This window comes from Clostridium sp. BSD9I1, from assembly GCF_900185645.1.
In the GTDB taxonomy this organism is placed as follows: Bacteria; Bacillota; Clostridia; order Clostridiales; family Clostridiaceae; genus Clostridium_AK.
In genome coordinates this window covers 12,190-34,107 of the sequence record NZ_FYAM01000003.1, presented here as the reverse complement: position 1 = coordinate 34,107, position 21,918 = coordinate 12,190, and the positions used below count along the sequence as shown (strand labels likewise).

18 protein-coding genes are annotated in these 21,918 nt (G+C 31.5%); 14 read left to right on the top strand and 4 right to left on the bottom strand.

Annotated features, from left to right (window positions below):
• Positions 1 to 12 precede the first annotated feature (12 nt).
• On the top strand, positions 13 to 966 hold the full coding sequence (locus tag BSD9I1_RS00460) for an ABC transporter ATP-binding protein (protein WP_186428664.1): 954 nt from the start codon (positions 13 to 15) through the stop codon (positions 964 to 966).
• A gap of 21 nt (positions 967 to 987) precedes the next feature.
• Positions 988 to 2,019 carry a M42 family metallopeptidase gene (locus BSD9I1_RS00455; RefSeq protein WP_186428663.1) on the top strand — a complete coding sequence of 344 codons (1,032 nt, stop codon included), beginning with the start codon at positions 988 to 990 and terminating at the stop codon, positions 2,017 to 2,019.
• Positions 2,020 to 2,154: 135 nt separating this feature from the next.
• Here the strand turns inward: BSD9I1_RS00455 and BSD9I1_RS00450 are convergent, their stop codons facing one another.
• Entirely contained in the window at positions 2,155 to 3,393 is a 1,239-nt protein-coding gene (locus BSD9I1_RS00450) for an MFS transporter (protein ID WP_186428662.1), read from the bottom strand.
• Between the two features lie 537 nt (positions 3,394 to 3,930).
• Here BSD9I1_RS00450 and BSD9I1_RS00445 point away from each other — a divergent pair.
• On the top strand, positions 3,931 to 4,518 hold the full coding sequence (locus BSD9I1_RS00445) for a TetR/AcrR family transcriptional regulator (RefSeq protein ID WP_186428661.1): 588 nt from the start codon (positions 3,931 to 3,933) through the stop codon (positions 4,516 to 4,518).
• A gap of 122 nt (positions 4,519 to 4,640) precedes the next feature.
• Here the strand turns inward: BSD9I1_RS00445 and BSD9I1_RS00440 are convergent, their stop codons facing one another.
• A complete protein-coding gene (locus BSD9I1_RS00440; RefSeq protein WP_186428660.1) occupies positions 4,641 to 5,750 on the bottom strand; it encodes a Coenzyme F420 hydrogenase/dehydrogenase, beta subunit C-terminal domain in 1,110 nt (369 codons plus the stop codon).
• A gap of 48 nt (positions 5,751 to 5,798) precedes the next feature.
• Positions 5,799 to 7,121 (bottom strand): Na+/H+ antiporter NhaC family protein, encoded by a 1,323-nt coding sequence (locus tag BSD9I1_RS00435; RefSeq protein ID WP_186428659.1) that lies wholly within the window; start codon positions 7,119 to 7,121, stop codon positions 5,799 to 5,801.
• Positions 7,122 to 7,300: 179 nt separating this feature from the next.
• On the opposite strand from BSD9I1_RS00435, the gene BSD9I1_RS00430 reads away from it, so the two are divergent.
• The 4 genes from BSD9I1_RS00430 (at position 7,301) to BSD9I1_RS00415 (ending at position 12,261) form a co-directional block, all read left to right on the top strand.
• Positions 7,301 to 8,185 carry a LysR family transcriptional regulator gene (locus BSD9I1_RS00430; RefSeq protein ID WP_186428658.1) on the top strand — a complete coding sequence of 295 codons (885 nt, stop codon included), beginning with the start codon at positions 7,301 to 7,303 and terminating at the stop codon, positions 8,183 to 8,185.
• Between the two features lie 251 nt (positions 8,186 to 8,436).
• Positions 8,437 to 9,123, top strand: a complete 687-nt coding sequence (locus BSD9I1_RS00425; protein ID WP_035310179.1) for a response regulator transcription factor — start codon at positions 8,437 to 8,439, stop codon at positions 9,121 to 9,123.
• Positions 9,098 to 11,182: a sensor histidine kinase KdpD gene (locus tag BSD9I1_RS00420; protein ID WP_186428657.1), complete on the top strand. Its 2,085-nt coding sequence runs from the start codon at positions 9,098 to 9,100 to the stop codon at positions 11,180 to 11,182. The genes BSD9I1_RS00425 and BSD9I1_RS00420 overlap by 26 nt, the downstream gene beginning before the upstream one ends.
• Before the next feature lie 254 nt (positions 11,183 to 11,436).
• Positions 11,437 to 12,261 carry an undecaprenyl-diphosphate phosphatase gene (locus BSD9I1_RS00415; RefSeq protein WP_186428670.1) on the top strand — a complete coding sequence of 275 codons (825 nt, stop codon included), beginning with the start codon at positions 11,437 to 11,439 and terminating at the stop codon, positions 12,259 to 12,261.
• An 80-nt stretch (positions 12,262 to 12,341) separates the two neighbouring features.
• On the opposite strand, the gene BSD9I1_RS00410 is transcribed toward BSD9I1_RS00415, so the two are convergent.
• Positions 12,342 to 12,830, bottom strand: coding sequence for a hypothetical protein (locus BSD9I1_RS00410; protein ID WP_186428656.1), 489 nt, complete (start codon positions 12,828 to 12,830; stop codon positions 12,342 to 12,344).
• Positions 12,831 to 13,336: 506 nt separating this feature from the next.
• Between BSD9I1_RS00410 and BSD9I1_RS00405 the strand changes: the two genes are divergently transcribed.
• The 7 genes from BSD9I1_RS00405 to BSD9I1_RS00375 all read left to right on the top strand — a co-directional run bounded on the left by BSD9I1_RS00405 (position 13,337) and on the right by BSD9I1_RS00375 (position 21,860).
• Positions 13,337 to 15,241, top strand: coding sequence for an acyl-CoA dehydrogenase family protein (locus BSD9I1_RS00405; protein ID WP_186428655.1), 1,905 nt, complete (start codon positions 13,337 to 13,339; stop codon positions 15,239 to 15,241).
• Between the two features lie 52 nt (positions 15,242 to 15,293).
• On the top strand, positions 15,294 to 16,493 hold the full coding sequence (locus BSD9I1_RS00400; protein ID WP_186428654.1) for an FprA family A-type flavoprotein: 1,200 nt from the start codon (positions 15,294 to 15,296) through the stop codon (positions 16,491 to 16,493).
• Positions 16,494 to 16,686: 193 nt separating this feature from the next.
• Positions 16,687 to 17,469, top strand: coding sequence for an ABC transporter ATP-binding protein (locus tag BSD9I1_RS00395; protein ID WP_186428653.1), 783 nt, complete (start codon positions 16,687 to 16,689; stop codon positions 17,467 to 17,469).
• Positions 17,470 to 17,473: 4 nt separating this feature from the next.
• Positions 17,474 to 19,138 (top strand): hypothetical protein, encoded by a 1,665-nt coding sequence (locus BSD9I1_RS00390; protein ID WP_186428652.1) that lies wholly within the window; start codon positions 17,474 to 17,476, stop codon positions 19,136 to 19,138.
• A gap of 178 nt (positions 19,139 to 19,316) precedes the next feature.
• The gene (locus BSD9I1_RS00385) at positions 19,317 to 20,051 is read left to right on the top strand and encodes a M15 family metallopeptidase (RefSeq protein WP_186428651.1); all 735 of its coding nucleotides are present in this window, start codon (positions 19,317 to 19,319) and stop codon (positions 20,049 to 20,051) included.
• Positions 20,052 to 20,071: 20 nt separating this feature from the next.
• Positions 20,072 to 20,764 carry a response regulator transcription factor gene (locus BSD9I1_RS00380; RefSeq protein WP_186428650.1) on the top strand — a complete coding sequence of 231 codons (693 nt, stop codon included), beginning with the start codon at positions 20,072 to 20,074 and terminating at the stop codon, positions 20,762 to 20,764.
• Entirely contained in the window at positions 20,754 to 21,860 is a 1,107-nt protein-coding gene (locus tag BSD9I1_RS00375; protein WP_186428649.1) for a cell wall metabolism sensor histidine kinase WalK, read from the top strand. The genes BSD9I1_RS00380 and BSD9I1_RS00375 overlap by 11 nt, the downstream gene beginning before the upstream one ends.
• Positions 21,861 to 21,918 lie beyond the last annotated feature (58 nt).

Sequence of the window (21,918 nt, the reverse complement as noted above, 5' to 3'; positions counted from 1 at the left end):
GGAGGATAGAAAATGGCAGAAAAGTTATTGGAGATTAACAATTTAAAGAAATATTTCAAAACAAAAAAAGGTATGCTTCATGCAATAGATAATGTTAGCTTTTATATAAATAAAGGAGAAACTTTAGGACTAGTTGGAGAATCAGGCTGTGGAAAGTCTACAACAGGAAGAGCTATACTGCGTCTTCATGAGCCAACCAGTGGACAAGTAATATATAATAACGAGGATATAGTTAAATATAGTGCTAAAAAGATGAAAGACATGAGAAGAAAAATGCAAATAGTTTTCCAAGATCCCTATTCATCCTTAAATCCAAGAATAACTGTTTCAGAACTTATTGCTGAACCTCTTTATGTAAATAAGATATATAAAAACAATAGAGAAATAGAGGCAAGGGTTAAAGAAGTAATGGAAACCGTAGGGCTTGAAGAAAGATTGATAAATGCTTATCCACATGAACTTGATGGGGGAAGACGACAAAGAATAGGCATAGCAAGAGCATTGGCACTGAAACCGGAATTTATTGTACTTGATGAGCCTGTATCTGCCCTTGATGTATGTATACAAGCTCAGATATTAAATTTAATGAATAGTTTGCAAAAACAATTTAATCTTACCTATTTATTTATTTCTCATAATCTTAGTGTTGTTAAACACGTAAGCGATAGAATTGCAGTTATGTATCTTGGAAAGATAGTAGAGCTATCAGATTATAAATCCATATTTAAAAACCCACTGCATCCATATACACAAGCACTTTTATCTGCAATACCAATACCTAAGGTAGACGTAGAAAAGGAAAAAATTATTCTTGAAGGAGATGTACCAAGTCCTGTAGATCCACCAGAAGGGTGTAGATTTTATGGTAGATGCAATTGTAAGCGGGATATTTGTAAAGAAAGTACACCTAAATTAAGAAATGTAGGAAATGAAAGATATGTTGCTTGTCATTTTGCAGGCAAATAAATTATTTAGGGGGCATAAAAATTGGATATTGATATGAAATATGTAAAAAACCTTATGGAGGAGATTTTTAGTATTCCAAGTCCTGGGGGGGATACTTCAACTATAACTGAAAGATTAAGAAAAGAATTTGAAGGCATGGGTGTACCTGTTACTACCACAAGAAAAGGTGCTATTATGGGGACAATAACTGGAGGAAACGATGAAGAGCATAAACTAATTTCTGCCCATGTAGATACATTAGGTGCTGTGGTAAAAGAGATAAAATCTAATGGTAGGTTAAGACTTTCAGCTATTGGCGGATATGCATGGACTGCCTATGAAGGAGAAAATTTAATAATAAAAACTATGAAGGGTAAGGAGTATACAGGAGTTTTACTTCCTGATAAAGCTTCTATACATGTTCACTCTGAAGAAGTCCGAGAAACTCTAAGAACAGAAGAAAATATGGAAGTAAGAATTGATGAAGATGTACATACAAAGGAAGACACTCTTAAGCTTGGAATAAGAGTAGGGGACTTTGTTGCATTTGATACAAGAACAATTTTTACTGATAATGGTTATATAAAATCAAGATATATCGATGATAAAGCCTGTGTTGCTGTCTTGTTTGGTGTGTGTAAATACTTAAAGGACAATAATATAAAACCTGAGAATACAGTACACTTCTTTTTAAGCAATTTTGAAGAAATGGGGCATGGAGTAACAGCAATACCTGAAAAAACTGTGGAAATGCTTGCACTTGATATTGGAACTGTAGGGGAAGGACATACCTCAGATGAACACTGTGTAACCATATGTGCTAAGGATAGCCGTACACCATATGATTTTGGATTTAAAAAGAAGTTAGTGGAACTTGCTGAAGAGGGTGGTATTGATTATAGAGTGGACGTACATTACAGGTATGGTTCCGATGCAAGCTTATCAATACTTCAGGGTGTAGATGTTAATTTTGCTTGTATAGGACCAGGAGTTGATGCAACGCATCATTATGAAAGAACTCATATGGATGCTATTGTGAATAACATTAAATTGGTTATTCAATATATAATATAGTGCCACCTACATGGCAAGTGGCAAGTTAATATAAGGTACGGTTATCAACCTTTTGCAAACAGTTGATAACCGTACCTTTTGTTCCTTTTGTTTGGGGGCCAGGCCCCTGGGTTAAATTGGAAAATAACTGCAGTATTATTCAGGTACTTTCATTAATATAAACCCACCTATGATAAATAGCAGTATGATACTAAAAACTCCGTTATTTGTACTTCCGGTAATTTGAGTTACTATACCAACGAGTAAAGGCCCCATTATAGCTGCAAATTTACCAAATATATTATAAAATCCAAAAAATTCATTAGCTTTTTCCTTAGGTACTAATTTTCCAAAGTAAGATCTGCTAAGAGCCTGAATTCCTCCTTGAGAAGTAGCAACTAACATGGCTAATATCCAAAAGTCTAATGTACTATCTAAAAAATACGCATATATACATATGATAGTATACATTATAATTCCTACATATAGCATTTTCTTTCCTTTATACTTTTCTGAGAGTTTACCGTATAAAAGAGCAAAAGGAAATGCTACAAATTGTGTTGCAAGAAGTATGACAAGTAAGCTTGTTGAATCAATTCCGAGATCTGATCCATAGGAAGTAGCCATTTTAATAATAGTGTCTACTCCATCTATATAAAAGAAGTAGGCTAATAAAAATAAAAAAACTTGTTTGTGACTTTTTATATTTTTAAAGGTACTTCCTAATCTTGCAAAGCTCTTTTTAATAGGATTAGGCTCTATATTTATTCCATGAACCTGTTTTACTTTCTTTAGCAGAGGTAAGGTAAATATTGTCCACCATACTGCTGTAATTATAAAGGAGATTTTAAATGCTGATAAAAGTGATAATGATATTTTATTGAATTGTGCCAATATAACTAAAGTCATACTAATTATAAAAGGGATAGTACTACCTATATATCCTAATGCAAATCCTAGGGTTGAAACCTTGTCCATTCTGTCTTCTGTAGTTACATCAACTAAGAAAGCATCATAAAATACATTGCTTCCCGAAAAGCCTATAGCTGTTATTACATAAAAGCAAAGAAGCATAAGCCAATAATCACTAGGAATTATGGAAATCAATGCAGTGAAAGTAACTCCTAGTAAGAAAAATATACTAAAGAATTTCTTTTTATATCCTCTATAATCTGCTATAGTACCCAAAATAGGTGCTAATATTGCAAGAATAAGAGTAGATATAGAATTTGCATATCCCCAATAAGCAGTGGAAAGCGATGCTTCACCTCCGGCATTTTGGAAAACCATTTTAAAATATAGGGGCAATATGGTAGATGTAACTGTAAGAGAATAAGCTGAATTTGCCCAGTCGTAAAATACCCAACTTTTCTCTGTTTCATTAAGCTTAATCATGGCATCCCTCCTTATGTATATTTATATATATCTTATTAATATTATATTAATTCCTACTTCTTAGTTAGATGTACCTATATGTATTTAGTAGTAATATGAGTATTATTATAACATAGGGATTATGTATATTTAATTAAAAATATGAACAAAGTATTACGGTAATTTATGGAACAGTGACTGTTTTTTAATCCATAGGTGTTTAGCGTTAAATTACTATTTCCATGCTGCAAGAAGAATATAAAGTGCCACCCACATGACAAGTGGCAAGTAGCTTAAAAGTATTAATATAATTTATTAATAATAGTCCTCTCTAAAACTAAAAATCAAAGAGGCTGCTCCGCAAATAGCGCAGAGCAGCCTCTAATTTTTATAAGAATTAAGTATTCATCTAAGCCTCGTAAGTTACCTTAATTCGTTATACTTGTATTTCATGGATAACATTGTGAATATACACTGTTCATAAAAATTATAAAGGATGCATAAATATATAAATAAGATATCATATTTTATATAAAGTAAGTATTTAAAGGAGTTAAAATGAAAGAATTAACATTTAGAAATATTCGTTCAATAGCTATAAAAAATAGAATAGTTGAATGCGCAGATAAGTTATTTACTAATATGGAGTATGAGGATGTAAAAATAAAAGATATCTGTAAATCAGCAGGAGTATCTGTAGGTGGATTTTATCATTACTTTGGCTCTAAAGAGGACATTATTAATGAAGCATATAGAGCATTTGATATTAAAACTGAAGAACTAATGCAAAGTAGGACATTTAATACAAGGTGTGAGGCAATTTTATTCTTAATGGATTATCAGCTTAACGTTATTAATAGTAAGGGGTATATTTATACTACATGTTATTTTAAAAATCAATTATCAAACAAAGAAAAGTATATTTTAAGTAGGGAGAAATATTTTTATAGACAATTATTAATAGAAGTTACTGAGGCAATAAATAATGGGGAAATACATCATCCAAGTGCTGAGAAACTTACAGAACTTTTAGTAAAGATGAGTAGAGGAGCTGTTTATGATTGGTGTCTTCATGAAGGCAGTTATAATTTAGTTGAACAAACAATTGAAGACATGAAATCTATATTGGATGCATTTTTAAAATAGGGGCAAAGTCCCTGGGTTAAGATGGAAGAGGTTAAATAAATGATGATATCCATGTTGCAAAGAATAAAATAACTAGAGAACTTATAAAAAGACCTCTAGTTATTTTAATTTTTATATAAATATTATTTAGGTAATTGTTCTATTATATATTCAAAGCCATGTTCTCTATAATCTTCCCAGAATTTATGACGGTCTTCAGGAAATTGTACAGGTTCACTTAAACGCTGTTGTTCTGTAAGAGATTCTTCCTTTGGACGTTTTTCATATTTTAAGGTTTCACTGCATTTTTCAAGAAGTTTGGCACCCTTTTCGTTATTAACTAAAATTACAGAAACTCCTTTTGTATCCATCCATTCAGGAGCATACTTTTCAATTCCCCAGTAGTCTGCAATGGTAATATCTGAGGTACGATGTATATCTGTAAATCTACACTCTGAGCAGGAAGGACGGGTAATAGTCTTTGCCCCAAAGAAAAGCTTATAAAACCTTTCATCGTTATGGACTTTTTCACTATTTGAAGTTTTATACAAGAATGTTTTATTGCTATTTTCTCTACTCCAATCAATTATCTTAGATCTAAATTGAATATCTGTTAGTTTTCCACCGTGCTCTTTTTCTAGCAGCTTTTTATAATCCTCCCAAACTAAAGGGCTAGGAATACTGTGACAAATCAAATCGCATATATATAGATTTTCAGTTAGTGATGAATAACGCATATATGCTCTAAGCCCTGCAGTTTGACAAGGTGTTCCAGTAAATAATACTGTTCTTTTATTAAGTAAGTCTTTTTCTATTTGCTGAAAAATATTTCCCATATTGCTCTGTACATACTTAGATACTCTCATTCGGTTTCTGCCTTCAATAGTTTCAGTCCTTTTGTGCAATACACGGAATTCATCATCATAATCAACACCATAAATTACTCCACCTTCTTGAAGTACTGCATCAGAAAGTGCTGTGAAGGCTCCACCGGATGTAGAACTCATAAGAACCTCTTCTGATTTATGCTTAGCAACTAAAAATTCTGGTTCAGATTTTTGTTTGTAATTCCCCTGGAAAATTAAGGGACAAATGTTTACGCATTTGTTGCAATCTACACATTGTGCCTGATCTATAACAGGATATAAAAATCCCTCTTGATCTGGTTCCATATGAATTGCTTTTGTAGGGCAAGCGTTAAAACATGCACTGCAACCTGAACAGTTTTCTTTCTTTGAATAAACTTTTTCCATGATAAATTCTCCCTTCTTTAGTTAAAATTATACTCATCCTATATAAAATTATTTATTTTTAATCTCTAAAATTTTAAAATATAGTGCATTAATTATTGGAATGAGATATAGATAAAAAGCATAAGGTATAAATCCTATGCTGCTCACTCCCATTGTTACGGTAGGAACAAGAGCTGCTACATTCCACGGAATAAGTGCAGATAGTACTACACCTGTATTTTCTAAATCTATAGCTAATTCATATTTATCAATATTCTTATCTTCATAGCTCTTATTCATAAGGTGGTGTGTTAAAACTGTAGAAATGGACTGATTACATCCAAAAGCTGCAGTAATAATACTGGTAATGACTGTATAAATAAATAATGTATATCGAGTTTTGGATTTCAACAAAATATGTTCTATATTTTTCAACATATTCGTTCCATCAAATATACCAGATAAGGCACAAGATATAAAAATAACTAAGGATGCCTTCCACATAGAGATAAGTCCGCCGCCTTTGAGCACATTTTCTAAATGACTAGATGGATCTAGTTGAAAACCTAAGATTATAAATTTTAATACTTCTATTATACTATATTGCTGAAGTATCATAGCAATAGCGGAAGCTGACATAATGCTAAAAAGCATGGACAATTTAACATCTATTTTAAACAAAGAAAAGATTAAAATTATTGCTGCTGGTAATAAGGTAATCAAGTTAATCTTAAAAATAGCAGCTATTTCAGTATTTATATTGTTCTGCGTAAAGTTTAGTGGCTCTTGTAGTGAAAAAATTAAATAAATAATTATAGATAAAATAAAGGGAAGTATTGATGTTTTAAACATATTACGTATATTGGTATAAAGATTTGTGTGAGTTAAATTTGCTACTAAATTTGCACTAGAGGACATTGGAGAGCACCTGTCACCAAAATATGCACCTGCAATTATAGCACCAGAAGCCATATTTAAGTTAATATTTCCAGCTTTGGCCATTAAGATTAATGCAACTCCTACAGTACTTACCGTTCCCAGGGATGTACCCAAGAGAAAGGATACAATACAGCTTATTATAAAAGCATATAGAATAAAGAAGTTTGGGTTCATATATTTTATTCCATAATATATAATTGCGGGAACTGTTCCTGAAGCCATCCATATGCCAGTAATACATCCAATCAAGAAAAATATTTTTAAGACAACGAAGGACTTACTTCCTCCGTTAATTGACATTTTAATAATATCTGATAATAAGAATCCTCTCCTCCATGAAATAAAAGAAAAAATACATAAGGCGAGTAGTAATGAATATCCTACAAATAGTCCTTTATAAGCAGAAAAAATCAATACATAAAATGTAACTAACATGCTTACGATAATATCCATAATGAGTTCTCCTTTCGTTAAAAATAAATATTTATATTTTAGTGAAAAACTTAATTTTGTGGTTTAAATTACTACTCAAAAGCTTAGTTTTATGTTAACATGGATTGTAATATCAGACAAACGAATTGTTTTTATAAGTATAATCGGATATACCGATATATGTGCTAAGGAGTGTTATTATGGAACTTAAACAATTGAAATCTTTTATAGTAGCTGCCGAAACCCTTAGTTTTAGTAAGACTGCAGAAATTTTGAATTTTGCTCAATCAAGCATATCGGATCAAATTCGATCTTTAGAAGAGGAATTTGGTTGCAAATTATTTGAACGCCTAGGTAGAAATATTTGTTTAACTGAGCAAGGAAATAAATTACTACCTTACGCTGAAAAAATTTTAAGTTTACATGATGAGGCAAAGGATAGTATCATAAGTGGGAAAATTCCAATGGGATCTTTAACTATTGCTACTGCTGAAACTCTTTGTGTATTTCGATTACCGGATTTATTTAAAGAGTACTGCAGCCTTTATCCAGACGTGAATGTTAGACTAAAAATCGGTAATTGCGAAGACTTTCCAGATATGATTAGAAAAAATAAAATAGATATTGGCTTTGTTTTGGACAATGAAAGAGTTTATCCAGATATAGTATCAAAAACTTTGTTTCATGAACCTTTAATTGTGATATCCAGCAATGCTGAACCTTTGACTCAAAAGGATGTAGTTGAAATGTGTGAATTTGAGGGGAAAAGTTTAGTGCTTACTCAAAGGGGTTGCAGTTATAGAGCTAGTTTTGAGGAGTTTTTATCAAGTGTTGATGTAGCTCCAAGCTCTATTTTTGAGTTAGAAAGCATAGAGGCTATAAAACAATATGCTGCCAGTGGTTTTGGCATAGCTTTTTTACCGCGTATTGCTGTTGAAAAGGAAATAGAAAACGGACAATTAGTTGAAATAAAATACAACGGGCCTAAATTTTATACTTCAGCCCAAGTTATATATCATAAGGATAAATGGATATCTCCAGCGCTACAGGCTATATTAGATATGGTGGAAGAAAGACTTAAATAGATGAAGTAATAGAGATATTCTTTAAAAGTAAAGATGCAGGGAGGGGTAACAATTTTTAAAAGTTGTTACCCCTCCCTCTATTTATTCAACTTGCCACTTGCCACTTGGGTGGCACTAAAAAGGGGTACATTAAGAAATTCTTAAGATTTATGTTGGGCACTTATTAAGATTTAGTTGATACCATTACTTTATAGATAGCAGTAAGGAGTGTGTTATAATATGGATAAATTAACGTGTTGAGGTGAATGGGATTGAATATATTAGTTTGTGATGATGATAAGGAAATATTAGATGCCATAAAAATTTATTTGACAAATGAGGGATATACAATATTTAAAGCTTCTAATGGAATAGAAGCACTAGAAATAATTGAAGAAAAGGAAATACATCTTATTATAATGGACATCATGATGCCTAAAATGGACGGACTCAGAGCTACAATGAAGATAAGAGAAAACAATAATATACCAGTAATAATGCTATCAGCAAAGGTTGAGGATACGGATAAAATCATGGGGTTAAACATGGGAGCTGATGATTATATAACTAAGCCATTTAATCCATTGGAGTTAATTGCAAGGGTTAAGTCTCAGCTGAGGAGATACACAACACTTGGAAGTCTTGAAACAAAAAGCAATGTTTTTAAAACTGGGGGACTTGTAATAGATGACGAAAGTAAGATTATAACTGTAGATGGAGAAGAAGTTAAACTTACTCCAGTACAATATAAGATATTAAAGCTATTGACTGCAAATGCAGGGAGAGTATTTTCCATAGATGATATATACGAAAAGGTATGGCATGAAGTTGCTTTTAATCCAGAAAATACTGTAGCAGTTCATATAAGAAAAATAAGAGAGAAGATTGAAATAAATCCGAAAGAGCCGAAATATTTAAAGGTGGTGTGGGGAATTGGATACAAGGTGGAAAAAATATAGTCATTCACTAACAACTAAGATAATCCTTTTTATAGTTGTAATTACATCCTTTACTGGTGTAATAGCAACTTTAATGAATTTAGTAAGCACTAATAATGATGATTTTGGAATAATTTTTGAAGATAATTATTATCAAAGCTCAAAGTTTATAGAAGATAGCAGCAGTACCATTGATGCATTAACGAAAATAATGGTTAAATATAAAAATCAGGAAAATGTTTTAAAGGGTGGCTCTGTAACAGAAGATAGAATTCAAATTGAAGTGAATAATAGGAATTTGTATTGGGAGTTTGAGTCTAAATCTAAACTTTTTAACCCAAATTTGAGTTATGAAGAAAATTATAATAAGTTTAAAGAGGTTTATGCCGGTAAGATTTCTGAAATAAAGAATGATTTGATAAAGGAAGAATTAAGAGATTATAACGCATATATTCAAAGATTAAAGGACGTTAAGGGAGTTATATACTATGCAAGTGATGGCACAAATGTACTTACAAACAGCACCAATACTAGCATAGGATATTTTGAGTCTTTCCCTTCCTATATGATATATGACAAGATTCAGGAAAAGGCATATCCAAAAGAAATATGGAATAATAGAAATTATCATTGGATTTCATCAAATATTAATGAATTACATCAGCATGATTCTGTTATATATGTTGGATTTACAAATGAGTATTTAAATCGAGCAATTGAAGAATGGAAACAAAGCAGAGTAATTATTAATAGCAGCCTTCATGAAATATCAGGTTTTTTACTAGGATTACTGATATCATTTATATGTCTAGTAATAGTCACAGGTAGAAAATTCTTTGGCGATAAAGAGGTTCATTTAAATTCCTTTGATAAATTATACAATGATATAAATATAATAGTATGTTTTCTTTTAATAGGCTTATGGATTGCACCGGTGGTCTCTCTAGGTATTGACATTCATAATTTAAATAACATTGTAATTCCACTGACATCTTTTATAGCTTCATTAGGATTAATTTTTGTATTGACATTGATTAAACAAATTAAAAATAGGACATTTATAAAACATACATTAGTTTACAAGATATTCAATAGGATATTTAAATTTGTAAAAGAAATATATAATAACGGAAGTTTTGCTGTAAAAATTGCTTTAATAACAATAGGTTATCCAATACTTGTTGCATTAACTTTCTTTATGTTCCCAATAACAATTGGAGCAGCAGTATGGATTACATTTAAGAAAACAAAAGAATTTCAATTAATAAAAGATGGGGTAGAGAGGGTAAAAAATGGTGAGCTGAGCCATAAGATAAACTTAGAAAGTAAAGGGGAACTCGGGAAACTTGCCTCAAATATCAATAGCATAACAGAAGGATTAAGTAAGGCAGTTGAAAATGAGGTCAAAAGTGAACGTTTAAAAACTGAATTAATTACAAACGTATCTCACGATATCAGAACTCCCCTAACTTCAATTATTACCTATGTAGATTTACTAAAAAAAGAAACAGATAAATCAAAGTCAGAGGAATATATAGAAATACTAGAACAAAAGTCTCAAAGACTGAAAGTGTTAACAGAAGATTTATTTCAAGCTGCAAAAGCATCTAGTGGAAGCATTCCAGTAGAGTATGAAAAGATAGATGTTGTCTCCTTAATAACTCAGGGACTTGGGGAACTTAATGATAAAATTGAAGAACTAGGGTTAGAATTTAAGTTAAATCATCCTAAAGATAAAGTTTATATTAAAGCAGATGGGAAATTGTTTTGGAGAGTTATAGAAAACTTATTGTCTAACATATTTAAATATGCACTTACAGGTTCAAGGGTGTATGTACACATTGACAACCTCGAAGGCGAAGTTAGGATAGTAATTAAAAATATTTCTGCTTATGAATTAAACATCTCTGCAGATGAGTTAATGGAGCGTTTCAAAAGGGGAGATGAATCAAGAAGCAGCCAAGGAAGCGGACTTGGATTATCCATAGCTAAAAGTCTTATTGATATTCAAAATGGGAAATTTAATATTGAAATAGATGGAGATTTGTTTAAGGCTGTAATCCAAATGCCCAAATTTTAGAGAGGAACTAGCCATCTGGATTAATCTATGAATTAAAAAATATCATTCTTAGTAAAATAGTATGCTTCCCTTAAGGTATATAGATGAAAAAATAAAAATCTGTTACTTTAAGGGAAGCACTTTTCATTATAACATTAGGGGCAATTTGCATATATTTATACTCTTTAGTATAATTGTTTATGGAGCAAAAGCAGAATGTTTTCGTAACGGGTATTTTATACTTAGAAAAATAAGATGAACAATAGAAAGGAATAATAGATATGTTAGAAATATTAAAGGCAATTTTATTTGGTATTATTGAGGGGATAACGGAGTGGCTTCCAGTAAGCAGTACAGGGCATATGATCTTACTTGACGAATTTGTAAAGCTCAATGTATCTGCAGTTTTTAAAGAAATGTTTTTAGTTGTAATACAGCTCGGAGCTATTTTAGCTGTGGTAGTAACTTATTGGAAGAAAATAATGCCATTTTCTCTAAATAGTAAAGAATTTATTAAAAAAGACGTTTTTGTAATGTGGATGAAGATTATCGTGGCATGCATTCCTGCTGCAGTAGTTGGATTGCTTTGGGACGATAAAATTGAAGCGCTATTTTATAATTATAAAACTGTAGCTATAATGCTTATCTTATTTGGAGTTTTATTCATAATTGTAGAAAATAGTAATAAAGGTAAAGAAACTAAAATTAATGCAATTTCTGAAATAACATTTAAAGCAGCTTTTATTATTGGAATGTTTCAGCTAATTGCAGCAGTGTTTCCAGGAACTTCACGTTCAGGATCAACTATACTTGGTGGTATACTAATTAACATGAGTAGAACTATTGCAGCAGAGTTTACTTTTTTTATGGCAATACCGGTGATGTTTGGAGCAAGCTTGCTTAAACTTGTGAAATTTGGACTAGCCTTTAATCAAATGGAACTTTTGATTTTAACAACAGGAATGGTTACTGCTTTTATAGTATCAGTTATAGTAATAAAGTTTTTAATGCAGTACATAAAAAAACACGACTTTAAAGTATTTGGATGGTATAGAATTGTTCTTGGAATCATTGTGCTTTTATACTTTTTAATTAGATAGAAGTAGCTTAATAGCATTATTAATATCTCGCATATATTAATAATGCTATTTTTATTTCAGTTCCTTTTTATTTTTAATTTCTAGCAAATAACAATAATTTTATATGGTGTAGTTTGGGCTGGTATACTTCTTGTGGTAGCACCATAGACAACAATTAGATTTCTATTTGCAGGGCTTTCAGTAAAAAGTTGATCATTTCTAAGTACTATCTTAGTGTATGGTGAAATATTTAATTTTAAGGTACCGTCACTACTTACAAGCGCTGAGTTTAAATAGGATACTTTTACATTTTGAAGTACTGTATCTTTTGCCATAACAATTGCACGAAGCTGTGGTGGGTAAATTAAAGGTACGGGTGCATTTGCATCATAAAATCCAGTTACCCTGTCTCCTAGAACGACTGTTACGTGGTCAACAAAGTAAGTACCTGGTGATACCACAAAATTAACTATATTTCCATCTTTATTTTCTACAGACATTAACTTATAACATCCTGTTCTTTCATCAGTTGCTGTCCAAAAGTCTTCAATCATAGTAATAGTGCCAGAAAAAGATTTGAAGATTGCCAATTCTTAATCCTCCAGATTTAGTTCTATATTGTAATATATGTATTTTGTGAAATTTGTGTTAGCTTTAAAATAAATTATCTGTATAAATATTTGAATAGATTACCTTGAGCAATGAAGTCCTTGGCAGAAGTGCCGGGGATTTTTTCTATGCATAAATTTTAGAAGAAATTCATAAATAATGCTAGGGCTAAAAAGACTATCTAGGATAATATGTAAAATAATACTGAAAATTTACCTACAGAAAAACGAAGTAAATTATTGTTTTAAGTAGAATATGGTGGATAATCACCCAAAATGGTATAAATTAATAATGTAAAATCACTTGAGTGATTTGTAATAATTATTATTAAGTAGTACAATGAATTATATAGTTATTATATGTAAATGATAAATATTATTCTAGATATGGTAGACAATAGCAAGGGCAGTAATTAGGTGAATTTTAATTGCTGCAGTTAATAAAGAATTACATTTATGAAATTGTTTTATTATGAGGAGGTATATGTATGTTTTTTAAGACTACAGAACAACACGAAGATTTTAGGTTGAAAATCAGACAGTTTGCTGAAGAACAAGTCAAGCCCATTGCATTTATGTTGGATCAGGAAAATAAATTTCCTTCAGAAGTTGTTAGTGGATTAGCTGATATGGGCGTAATGGGAATCCCATATGCAAAAGAGTACGGTGGGGCAGGTTTAGATGTTATCAGTTATGCAATTGCAGTTGAAGAATTGTCAAGAGTGGATGGAGGTACAGGTGTAATCCTTTCTGCTCATACATCATTAGGCACATATCCAATTGCTGCCTATGGAACAGAAGAACAAAAACAAAAGTATTTAATCCCGCTTGCAAAGGGAGAGAAGCTTGGTGCATTTGGTCTCACAGAAGAAAATGCCGGTAGTGATGCAGGTGGTACTGAAACTACTGCTGTTCTAGAAGATGACTATTATATTTTAAATGGTGAAAAAATCTTTATCACTAACGGTGGAGAGGCTGATATTTATATTATTTTTGCAGTTACTACACCAAATATAGGTACTCGAGGCATCAGTGCATTTATCGTAGAGAAGGGCTGGGAGGGCTTTGGTTTTGGTAAGCACTACGATAAGATGGGTATTCGTTCTTCTGCAACTGCTGAGCTTATTTTTAATAACGTAAAGGTACCTAAGGAAAATTTATTAGGTAAAGAAGGCGAAGGCTTTAAGATTGCTATGTCCACATTGGATGGCGGACGTATTGGTATTGCAGCTCAGGCTCTAGGTATTGCACAAGGTGCTTATGAGAATGCTTTGGAGTATTCAAAAGAAAGAGTTCAATTTGGAAAACCTATATGCCAGCAGCAAGTCATTGCTTTTAAGTTAGCTGATATGGCTACAAAGCTTAGAGCAGCTAGACTCCTTATTTATAGTGCGGCAGAACTTAAACAAAATCACGAGCATTATGCTATGGAATCTGCTATGGCAAAACAATATGCTTCAGACGTTTGTCTTGAGATTGTTAACGATGCTGTTCAGATATTTGGCGGAAGTGGGTATCTTAAAGGTATGGAAGTTGAGCGTGCATATAGGGATGCTAAAATTTGTACAATTTATGAGGGAACTAACGAAATTCAACGTGTTGTTATTGCCGCAAACATCATTGGCAAGATGCCTAAAACTGAATATGTAGGTAAGACTTCTCGAGAACCTGCTACAGGGTATCGTAAGAAAGTAATTTATAAGGATGGAACTGTCGAAGAAAGAGTCAATACTCTTGTGGAAGCGCTTAAAGCAGATGGTTATGATTTCACAGTTGGAATTTCCTTAGATACTCCTATAACCAAGGCAGAAAGGGTAGTAAGTGCAGGTCTAGGCATAGGAGAAAAGGAAAATATGAAGCTTATTGAGGATTTAGCAGTACAAGCTGGTGCGGCTATAGGTTCTTCACGTCCAGTAGCTGAAACCCTTAAATATGTACCACTTAATCGCTATGTTGGTATGTCTGGTCAAAAATTTAATGGAAATCTTTATATTGCATGCGGTATTTCCGGTGCAGGCCAGCATTTAAAGGGTATAAAGGATGCCACTACAATTGTTGCTATAAATATTGACCCTAATGCTAAGATTTTTAAAAACGCAGACTACGGTATTGTTGGCGATTTAATGGAAGTATTGCCGGTGCTTACTAAGGCTTTAGATAATGGAGAAACAAAGAAGGAAGCTCCACCAATGAAGAAGATGAAGAGAGCTATTCCTAAGAAAGCTATACCAACTTGGAAACATTATGTATGTAATGGATGTGGTTATGAATATGATCCTGGTGTTGGTGATCCAGAGGGGGAAATAGCTCCAGGAACTTTATTTGAAAATATACCGGAAGATTGGACTTGTCCTGCTTGCGGTGAAGAAAAGAATATGTTTATAGAAGTGTAGCTCCTATAAGTAAACACGATAATATGTTTTTAGTGTAAGGGAGGATTAATCAATGTATTGTGTTAGAAAAATAACTGAGGATCTTTATTGGGTTGGTGGTAATGATCATCGCCTTGCTTTGTTTGAAAATGTTCACCCTATTCCAAGAGGGGTTTCATATAACTCTTACTTACTTTTAGATGAGAAAACAGTACTATTTGATACAGTGGACTGGTCAATTTGCCGGCAGTTTCTTGAAAATATTAAAGGGGTTTTAGGAAACAGAACTTTAGATTATATGGTAATCAATCATATGGAGCCAGATCATGCAGCCTGCATCGAAGAAATTGTTCTTCGTTATCCAGAGGTAAAGATTATATGTACTGAAAAAGCTTTTATGTTCATGCATCAGTTTGGTTTCCAAATTGATAACCAAATAACACAAGTTAAAGAGGGAGACACTATGTCTTTTGGAAAGCATAATGTTGTATTTGTGACAGCTCCAATGGTACATTGGCCAGAAGCTATGGTAACCTATGATACTACTGACGGTGTATTGTTTTCAGCTGATGCCTTTGGATCCTTCGGTGCTTTAGATGGTAAGCTCTTTAATGATGAAATGAACTTTGACCGCGATTGGATTGATGATGCTAGAAGGTATTACACAAATATTGTAGGAAAGTATGGACCTCATGTTCAAGCTCTTTTAAAGAAAGCTAGTTCTATTGACATTAAGATTATATGTCCACTGCATGGACCAGTATGGCGTAATGATTTGGAATATTTTTTAGATAAGTACAACAAGTGGAGCAGCTATGAACCCGAAGAAAAGGGTGTAATGATTGTTTATGCATCAATGTATGGAAATACAGAAGCTGCTGCCACCGACTTAGCAGCAAGACTTGTTGAAAAGGGAATGACAAATGTAGTTATGTATGATGTTTCAAAAACTCATGTGTCATATTTAATTTCAGAATCATTTAAATATAGCCATATAGTTCTTGCTTCTGTAACCTATAATTTGAAAATTTATCCACCAATGCTTAATTACATTATGGATATGAAGGCCTTAAATCTTCAAAAACGTACTTTTGCCCTTATAGAAAATGGTTCATGGGCTCCTCAATCAGGTAAATTAATGCATGAACTTATAGATGAGATGAAAGAAATGACTGTTTTAGATAATGAGATGACAGTGACCTCAGCGTTGAAAGAAAGTGATGAGGATTCAATGGATGCTCTTGCTGACAGCATTATAGTATCAATGAAGTAACTAGATATTTGAAAATAGCAGCTAACTATTTATTTAGGAGGCTGCTATTTTCTGTTTTCCATAGGAGATACTTATTTGGAACAATTTTTATATTTTTACATAGTTATGGTATAATAGATGGGATTGCTTTTTGGTAAGCATTTATTATTTTAAAGAAATATTTGAGAGTTTTTCAGTTAAGGGGGAGAGTTATATGGAAAATGATGTGACTGTTGAAATAAAAGACCTTCGCATGAGTTATGGAGATAAGGAAGTTTTAAAGGGAATAAATTTGGAAGTGCATAAAGGTGAGGTTATAGGCTATATAGGTACTAATGGAGCTGGTAAGAGTACAACAATTAAAATAATATTAGGTATTGTTGAAGGGTACACAGGAGAGGTTAAGGTTCTAGGGCAGGATATATCCAACGATAAATTAGAATATAAAAGAAAAATTGGATATGTACCTGAGGTTGCTGAAATATACGACAATCTCACTGCAAGAGAGTATCTTACTTTTATAGGAGAACTGTATGGAATGAGCAGTGAAATTGTAGATGAAAAAGCTGAAAAACTTATGGGCATATTTGGCATAGGAGATTCTTATAATTCAAGAATCAGCTCTTATTCTAAGGGGATGAAGCAAAAGGTTTTAATTATATCAAGTTTACTTCATAACCCAGATATATTGTTCTGGGATGAACCTTTGAGCGGATTGGATGCAAATAGTGTAATGATAGTAAAGGAAATTCTTGCTCAGCTGGCAAAGCAGGGTAAAACCATATTTTATTCATCTCATATAATGGACGTAGTTGAAAAAATAAGTAATAGGATAGTGTTATTGAATAACGGAGAAGTTGTGGCTGATGGCAGCTTTCAAGAGCTTAAGGAAAGCTCAAAAGAAGGATCTTTGGAACAAATATTTAATCAAATTACAGGTTTTAGTCAATATGAAGCCATTGCAGAAGAATTTGTATCAATAGTTGAAGAGGTGTAGTTTGATGAAAGATTTTAAGATTTTGAGATTTTTAGATAAATTGAAGCCTGTATTTGAAAAGCTTGGGATTGACTATAGAGTAATGAGAAAAATTCTTCAAATGAAGCTATTAATGGATGGGAGAAGAGTACCAACGGTTTTTGCTGGTAATAATAAAAATAAAGATGATGATGGTAATAAATTTTTAAAATCTTTATGGATATATATTTTAATGGGATTGATATTAATTCCATTTGTAATTATGAAAAATAATTATATATATCAAATGAGCATTGTATTTGTTATAATTATGTTTTTTGTTATGACATCTTTGATTTCAGATTTTTCTTCTGTACTTTTAGACATCAGAGATAAAAATATAATAGGGACAAAACCCGTAGATTCAAAATCTTTAAGACTTGCAAAGACTATTCATATTTCGATATATATGTTTTATTTAACAGCTGCTTTAGTAGGACCAGCACTTTTAGTGAGTTTATATTCTCAAGGGATAGAATTTTTTATTCTTTTTCTTATCTCTATAATACTACTGGATATGTTTATTATAGTGCTAACATCATTGGTTTATTTTTTGATTTTAAGATTTTTTGATGGAGAAAAGCTTAAAGATATAATAAATTACATTCAAATAATCTTAACAATAGTAATTTCAATAGGGTATCAATTACTAGGAAGATTGTTTAGTATAGTGGACTTGAAAATTCAATTTACACCAAAGTGGTGGCAATATTTTATAGCACCAATCTGGTTTTCTGCGCCATTTCAAATGCTTAAAAAATCAGAAGTAAATAGCTATTATGTAACATTCACCATTATGGCTATTGTAATTCCTATTATATCAATTGTAGTTTATACAAAGCTAATGAGTGTTTTTGAAAAGAATCTTCAAAAGCTGAATAATAACTATGAAAATAATAAAAAAGATAAAAGAAAACCAGTTGAATTGCTTTCAAAAATGTTATGCAGAAGTAAAGAGGAAAGAATATTTTTTAGGTTTGCTTATGATATGATGAAAAATGAAAGAGAATTTAAGCTTAAAGTATATCCCTCATTAGGATTTTCTATAGTGTTTCCTTTTATATTTTTGTTTCAGCAGTTTGCAATATCTAGTATAAAAGAAGTTTCTCAAGGCAAGTCATACTTTTTTATATACTTTTCTGGCATGATGTTATCTACTATTATGCTAATGATAGGATATTCAGAAAGATATAAAGGAGCATGGATTTATAAGGCTTTACCAATTGACAATGTTTCAAATTTATTTAAAGGGACGATAAAGGCCTTTATAGTAAAGTTGTTTTTTCCTATATTTTTATTTCAATCTATAATTTTTATTGCTATATTTGGAGTTAGAATAGTACCTGATACATTAGTAGCATTTTTAAATATGATGATATTTAATACATTATGTTTTATAGCATCTAAAAAATCCTTGCCATTTTCGCAGGCTTTTGGATCAGCACAGCAAACAAATGGATTTATAAATTTGATGCTGACCATAGTACTTGGTATTTTGGGAGTAATTCATTATAAAATAGCGAACATAACTTATGGAGTGTACGTATATTTATTTTTATCATTTATAGTGAATTTTGTGCTGTGGAAAATAGCATTTAACGCTAATAGTAAACAAGTCAAATGTTTTAGAGGATTAGATAAGAATATGTAATATTATAGCTTAGGATTTATAGAGCCTGTAGAAAATATATCTACAGGCTTAATCTGTGTTATAAGCAAATTTAACTCTTGGGTTTTATAAAACTTAAGATTTCTTAAGAAATTTTTATAAGTGTCGTAAAGTTTCCCTTCTAAAATGAAATTATCACATTAGAAGGGAAGTAAAAAATATGAAAAATGGACTAAGAAAGATTTTGATATTTATTATTATGATAGCTTGTGGATTTTGGTATATGACAGAGGATGCAGGGATAGAATTAAGCCGAATGAATTTTAAAGCAAGCGAAAGTAACCTAGATAAAAAATATGATTTTTTCAATGAAAAAGATAAATTAAGCAATGTAAATAATACTAATATAAATACACAAATGATACTGGTAAATGGACAATATGGTTTAGATAAAGATTACAAACCTAAAAAGTTAACTATACCAAATATATCATTTGCTAGTGGAGTAAGTAAGGAAGAAAAGCATGTAGCAGGAATTATTGTAAAGCCTTTAGAAGATTTAGTTAATACAGCTAAAGAAGAAAGGGTAATATTACTTGGCAATTCAGGCTATAGATCATATAAGTCACAAAATAGTACTTATAGTAGTAGAGTGAAATCAGAAGGGAAGAAGCTTGCAGATGCATATGTAGCAAAGCCTGGATTTAGTGAACATCAAACAGGGTTATGTATTGATATTACCAATGAAGGTAAATACTTTGTAAAAGGAACAAAGGAAGCAGATTGGCTTGCAGAAAATTGCTATAGATTTGGTTTTATTATAAGATATCCTTATGGAAAGAAAAATATAACAGGTATAGAATATGAACCTTGGCATATTAGATATGTTGGAAAAGAAGCGGCCAAGTATATTCATGATAATGGAATTACATTAGAGGAATACTTAGGCAAATAATTATATATTTGGAGGATTAAATGAACAACAATATTCTTGTGGTAGATGATGAAAAGGAAATAAGAAACCTATTAGAAATAAACCTTATAAACGAAGGATATAGTGTTTTTAAGGCAAGCTGTGGAGAAGAAGCTTTAGAAATATTGGATAGAGAAGAAATTCACTTAATAGTTTTAGATATAATGATGCCAGGTATGGATGGACTGGAAGCTTGCAGAAGGGCAAGAGAAAAGTACAGCATTCCAATTCTTATGTTAAGTGCAAAAGCAGAGGACATGGATAAGATACAGGGCATTATGACTGGGGCAGATGATTATGTATGCAAGCCCTTTAACCAATTAGAGCTTACAGTTAGGGTAAGAGCATTACTTAGAAGGGCGTATTTTTTAAATACTAAAATGCAGGTTTCAGATGACGTATTAAGAATTGAGTCGATGGTTATAGATAAGAGTAAACACAAGGTAACAGTAGATGATAATGAAGTAGATTTAACAGCAAGAGAATTTGATATTTTATATTTATTAGCTACAAACAGAGGAAGGGTTTTTAGTGCAGAAGAAATTTTTGAAAAGGTATGGAAAGAAAGATACTATCAATCTAATAATACTGTTATGGTGCATATGAGCAGAATTAGAGATAAAATTGAGCATCATATGAAAGGAAATAAGATAATTCACACTGTATGGGGAGTTGGATATAAAATTGAAAAATAAAAGATTGTATAAACATTGGATATTATCATTATGGGATATAACATTGGCTTTATTGTTAACCTATATCACACTGATTGTAGGTAGTAAGATATTAGTTTATTTATATATAAACACTAAGATTAAACTCATTAATTATATTTTTAAGTTTTGGCGTATCCTCAGAGATGAAATCTTTGGAGGCAGGATTTACACAATTATTACAATATCCTTTTTTATTGTGTTTTACTTACTTATAACCTATAGAAAAACTAAGAGCCTTGCAGCTATTATGGATCAAACTGAAATAATGGCTAATGGGGACTTGGATAGGTTAATAAAAGTTAAGGCAAAAGGCGACATCAAAAATTTAATGAATAATATAAATGATATATCAAAGCAGCTCAAAGACATAACAATTGAAGAAAGAAGAGCCCAGCAAACTAAAAATGATTTAATAACTAATGTCTCACATGATTTAAGAACCCCATTAACTTCGATTATAGGATATCTAGAAATCATTGATACAGATAAATATAAAGATGAACTAAGATTAAGGTATTATGCAAATATTGCATATCAAAAGGCAAGGGATTTAAATTTGCTTATAAATGATTTGTTTGAACTTACTAAAATGCAAAATAATACTGTTAATTTAGATAAGACAGATATTAACTTTGTGGAATTATTAGGGCAGGTAGTTGCCTATTTTGAGTATCAATTTAAGAATGCAAACATGGAATCGAGAATTAATTTTTCTGAAGATAAGCTAATAGTAAATGCAGATGGAAGAAAATTAGTTAGAGCATTTGAAAATCTGCTATCGAATGCAATTAAGTATGGGCAAGATGGTCACTATGTGGATATAACAACAAAACTTCAAGGGAAAATAGCAGTAGTACAAGTTATAAATTATGGCCAATCAATATCATCGATAGACTTACCATATATATTTGATAGATTTTATAGAGTAGAAAAATCAAGAAATAGAGATATAGGGGGATCTGGGCTAGGTCTAGCTATAACAAAAAATATTATAGAGCTGCATCAAGGAAGTATATCTGCCTATAGTGATGATAAGAGAACTATATTTGAGGTTAGATTGCCAGTGAAAAATTAAGTGCCACCCACATGGCAAGTGTTACCTACTTGCCACTTGCCACGTGGGTGGCACTTTA

Excerpts from the sequence above, each read along its gene's own strand:
- BSD9I1_RS00460 (WP_186428664.1), top strand. The coding sequence starts at position 13 with ATGGCAGAAAAGTTATTGGAGATTAACAATTTAAAGAAATATTTCAAA.
- BSD9I1_RS00450 (WP_186428662.1), bottom strand. The coding sequence starts at position 3,393 with ATGATTAAGCTTAATGAAACAGAGAAAAGTTGGGTATTTTACGACTGG.
- BSD9I1_RS00445 (WP_186428661.1), top strand. The coding sequence starts at position 3,931 with ATGAAAGAATTAACATTTAGAAATATTCGTTCAATAGCTATAAAAAAT.
- BSD9I1_RS00440 (WP_186428660.1), bottom strand. The coding sequence starts at position 5,750 with ATGGAAAAAGTTTATTCAAAGAAAGAAAACTGTTCAGGTTGCAGTGCA.
- BSD9I1_RS00435 (WP_186428659.1), bottom strand. The coding sequence starts at position 7,121 with ATGGATATTATCGTAAGCATGTTAGTTACATTTTATGTATTGATTTTT.
- BSD9I1_RS00430 (WP_186428658.1), top strand. The coding sequence starts at position 7,301 with ATGGAACTTAAACAATTGAAATCTTTTATAGTAGCTGCCGAAACCCTT.
- BSD9I1_RS00405 (WP_186428655.1), top strand. The coding sequence starts at position 13,337 with ATGTTTTTTAAGACTACAGAACAACACGAAGATTTTAGGTTGAAAATC.
- BSD9I1_RS00400 (WP_186428654.1), top strand. The coding sequence starts at position 15,294 with ATGTATTGTGTTAGAAAAATAACTGAGGATCTTTATTGGGTTGGTGGT.
- BSD9I1_RS00395 (WP_186428653.1), top strand. The coding sequence starts at position 16,687 with ATGGAAAATGATGTGACTGTTGAAATAAAAGACCTTCGCATGAGTTAT.
- BSD9I1_RS00390 (WP_186428652.1), top strand. The coding sequence starts at position 17,474 with ATGAAAGATTTTAAGATTTTGAGATTTTTAGATAAATTGAAGCCTGTA.
- BSD9I1_RS00385 (WP_186428651.1), top strand. The coding sequence starts at position 19,317 with ATGAAAAATGGACTAAGAAAGATTTTGATATTTATTATTATGATAGCT.
- BSD9I1_RS00380 (WP_186428650.1), top strand. The coding sequence starts at position 20,072 with ATGAACAACAATATTCTTGTGGTAGATGATGAAAAGGAAATAAGAAAC.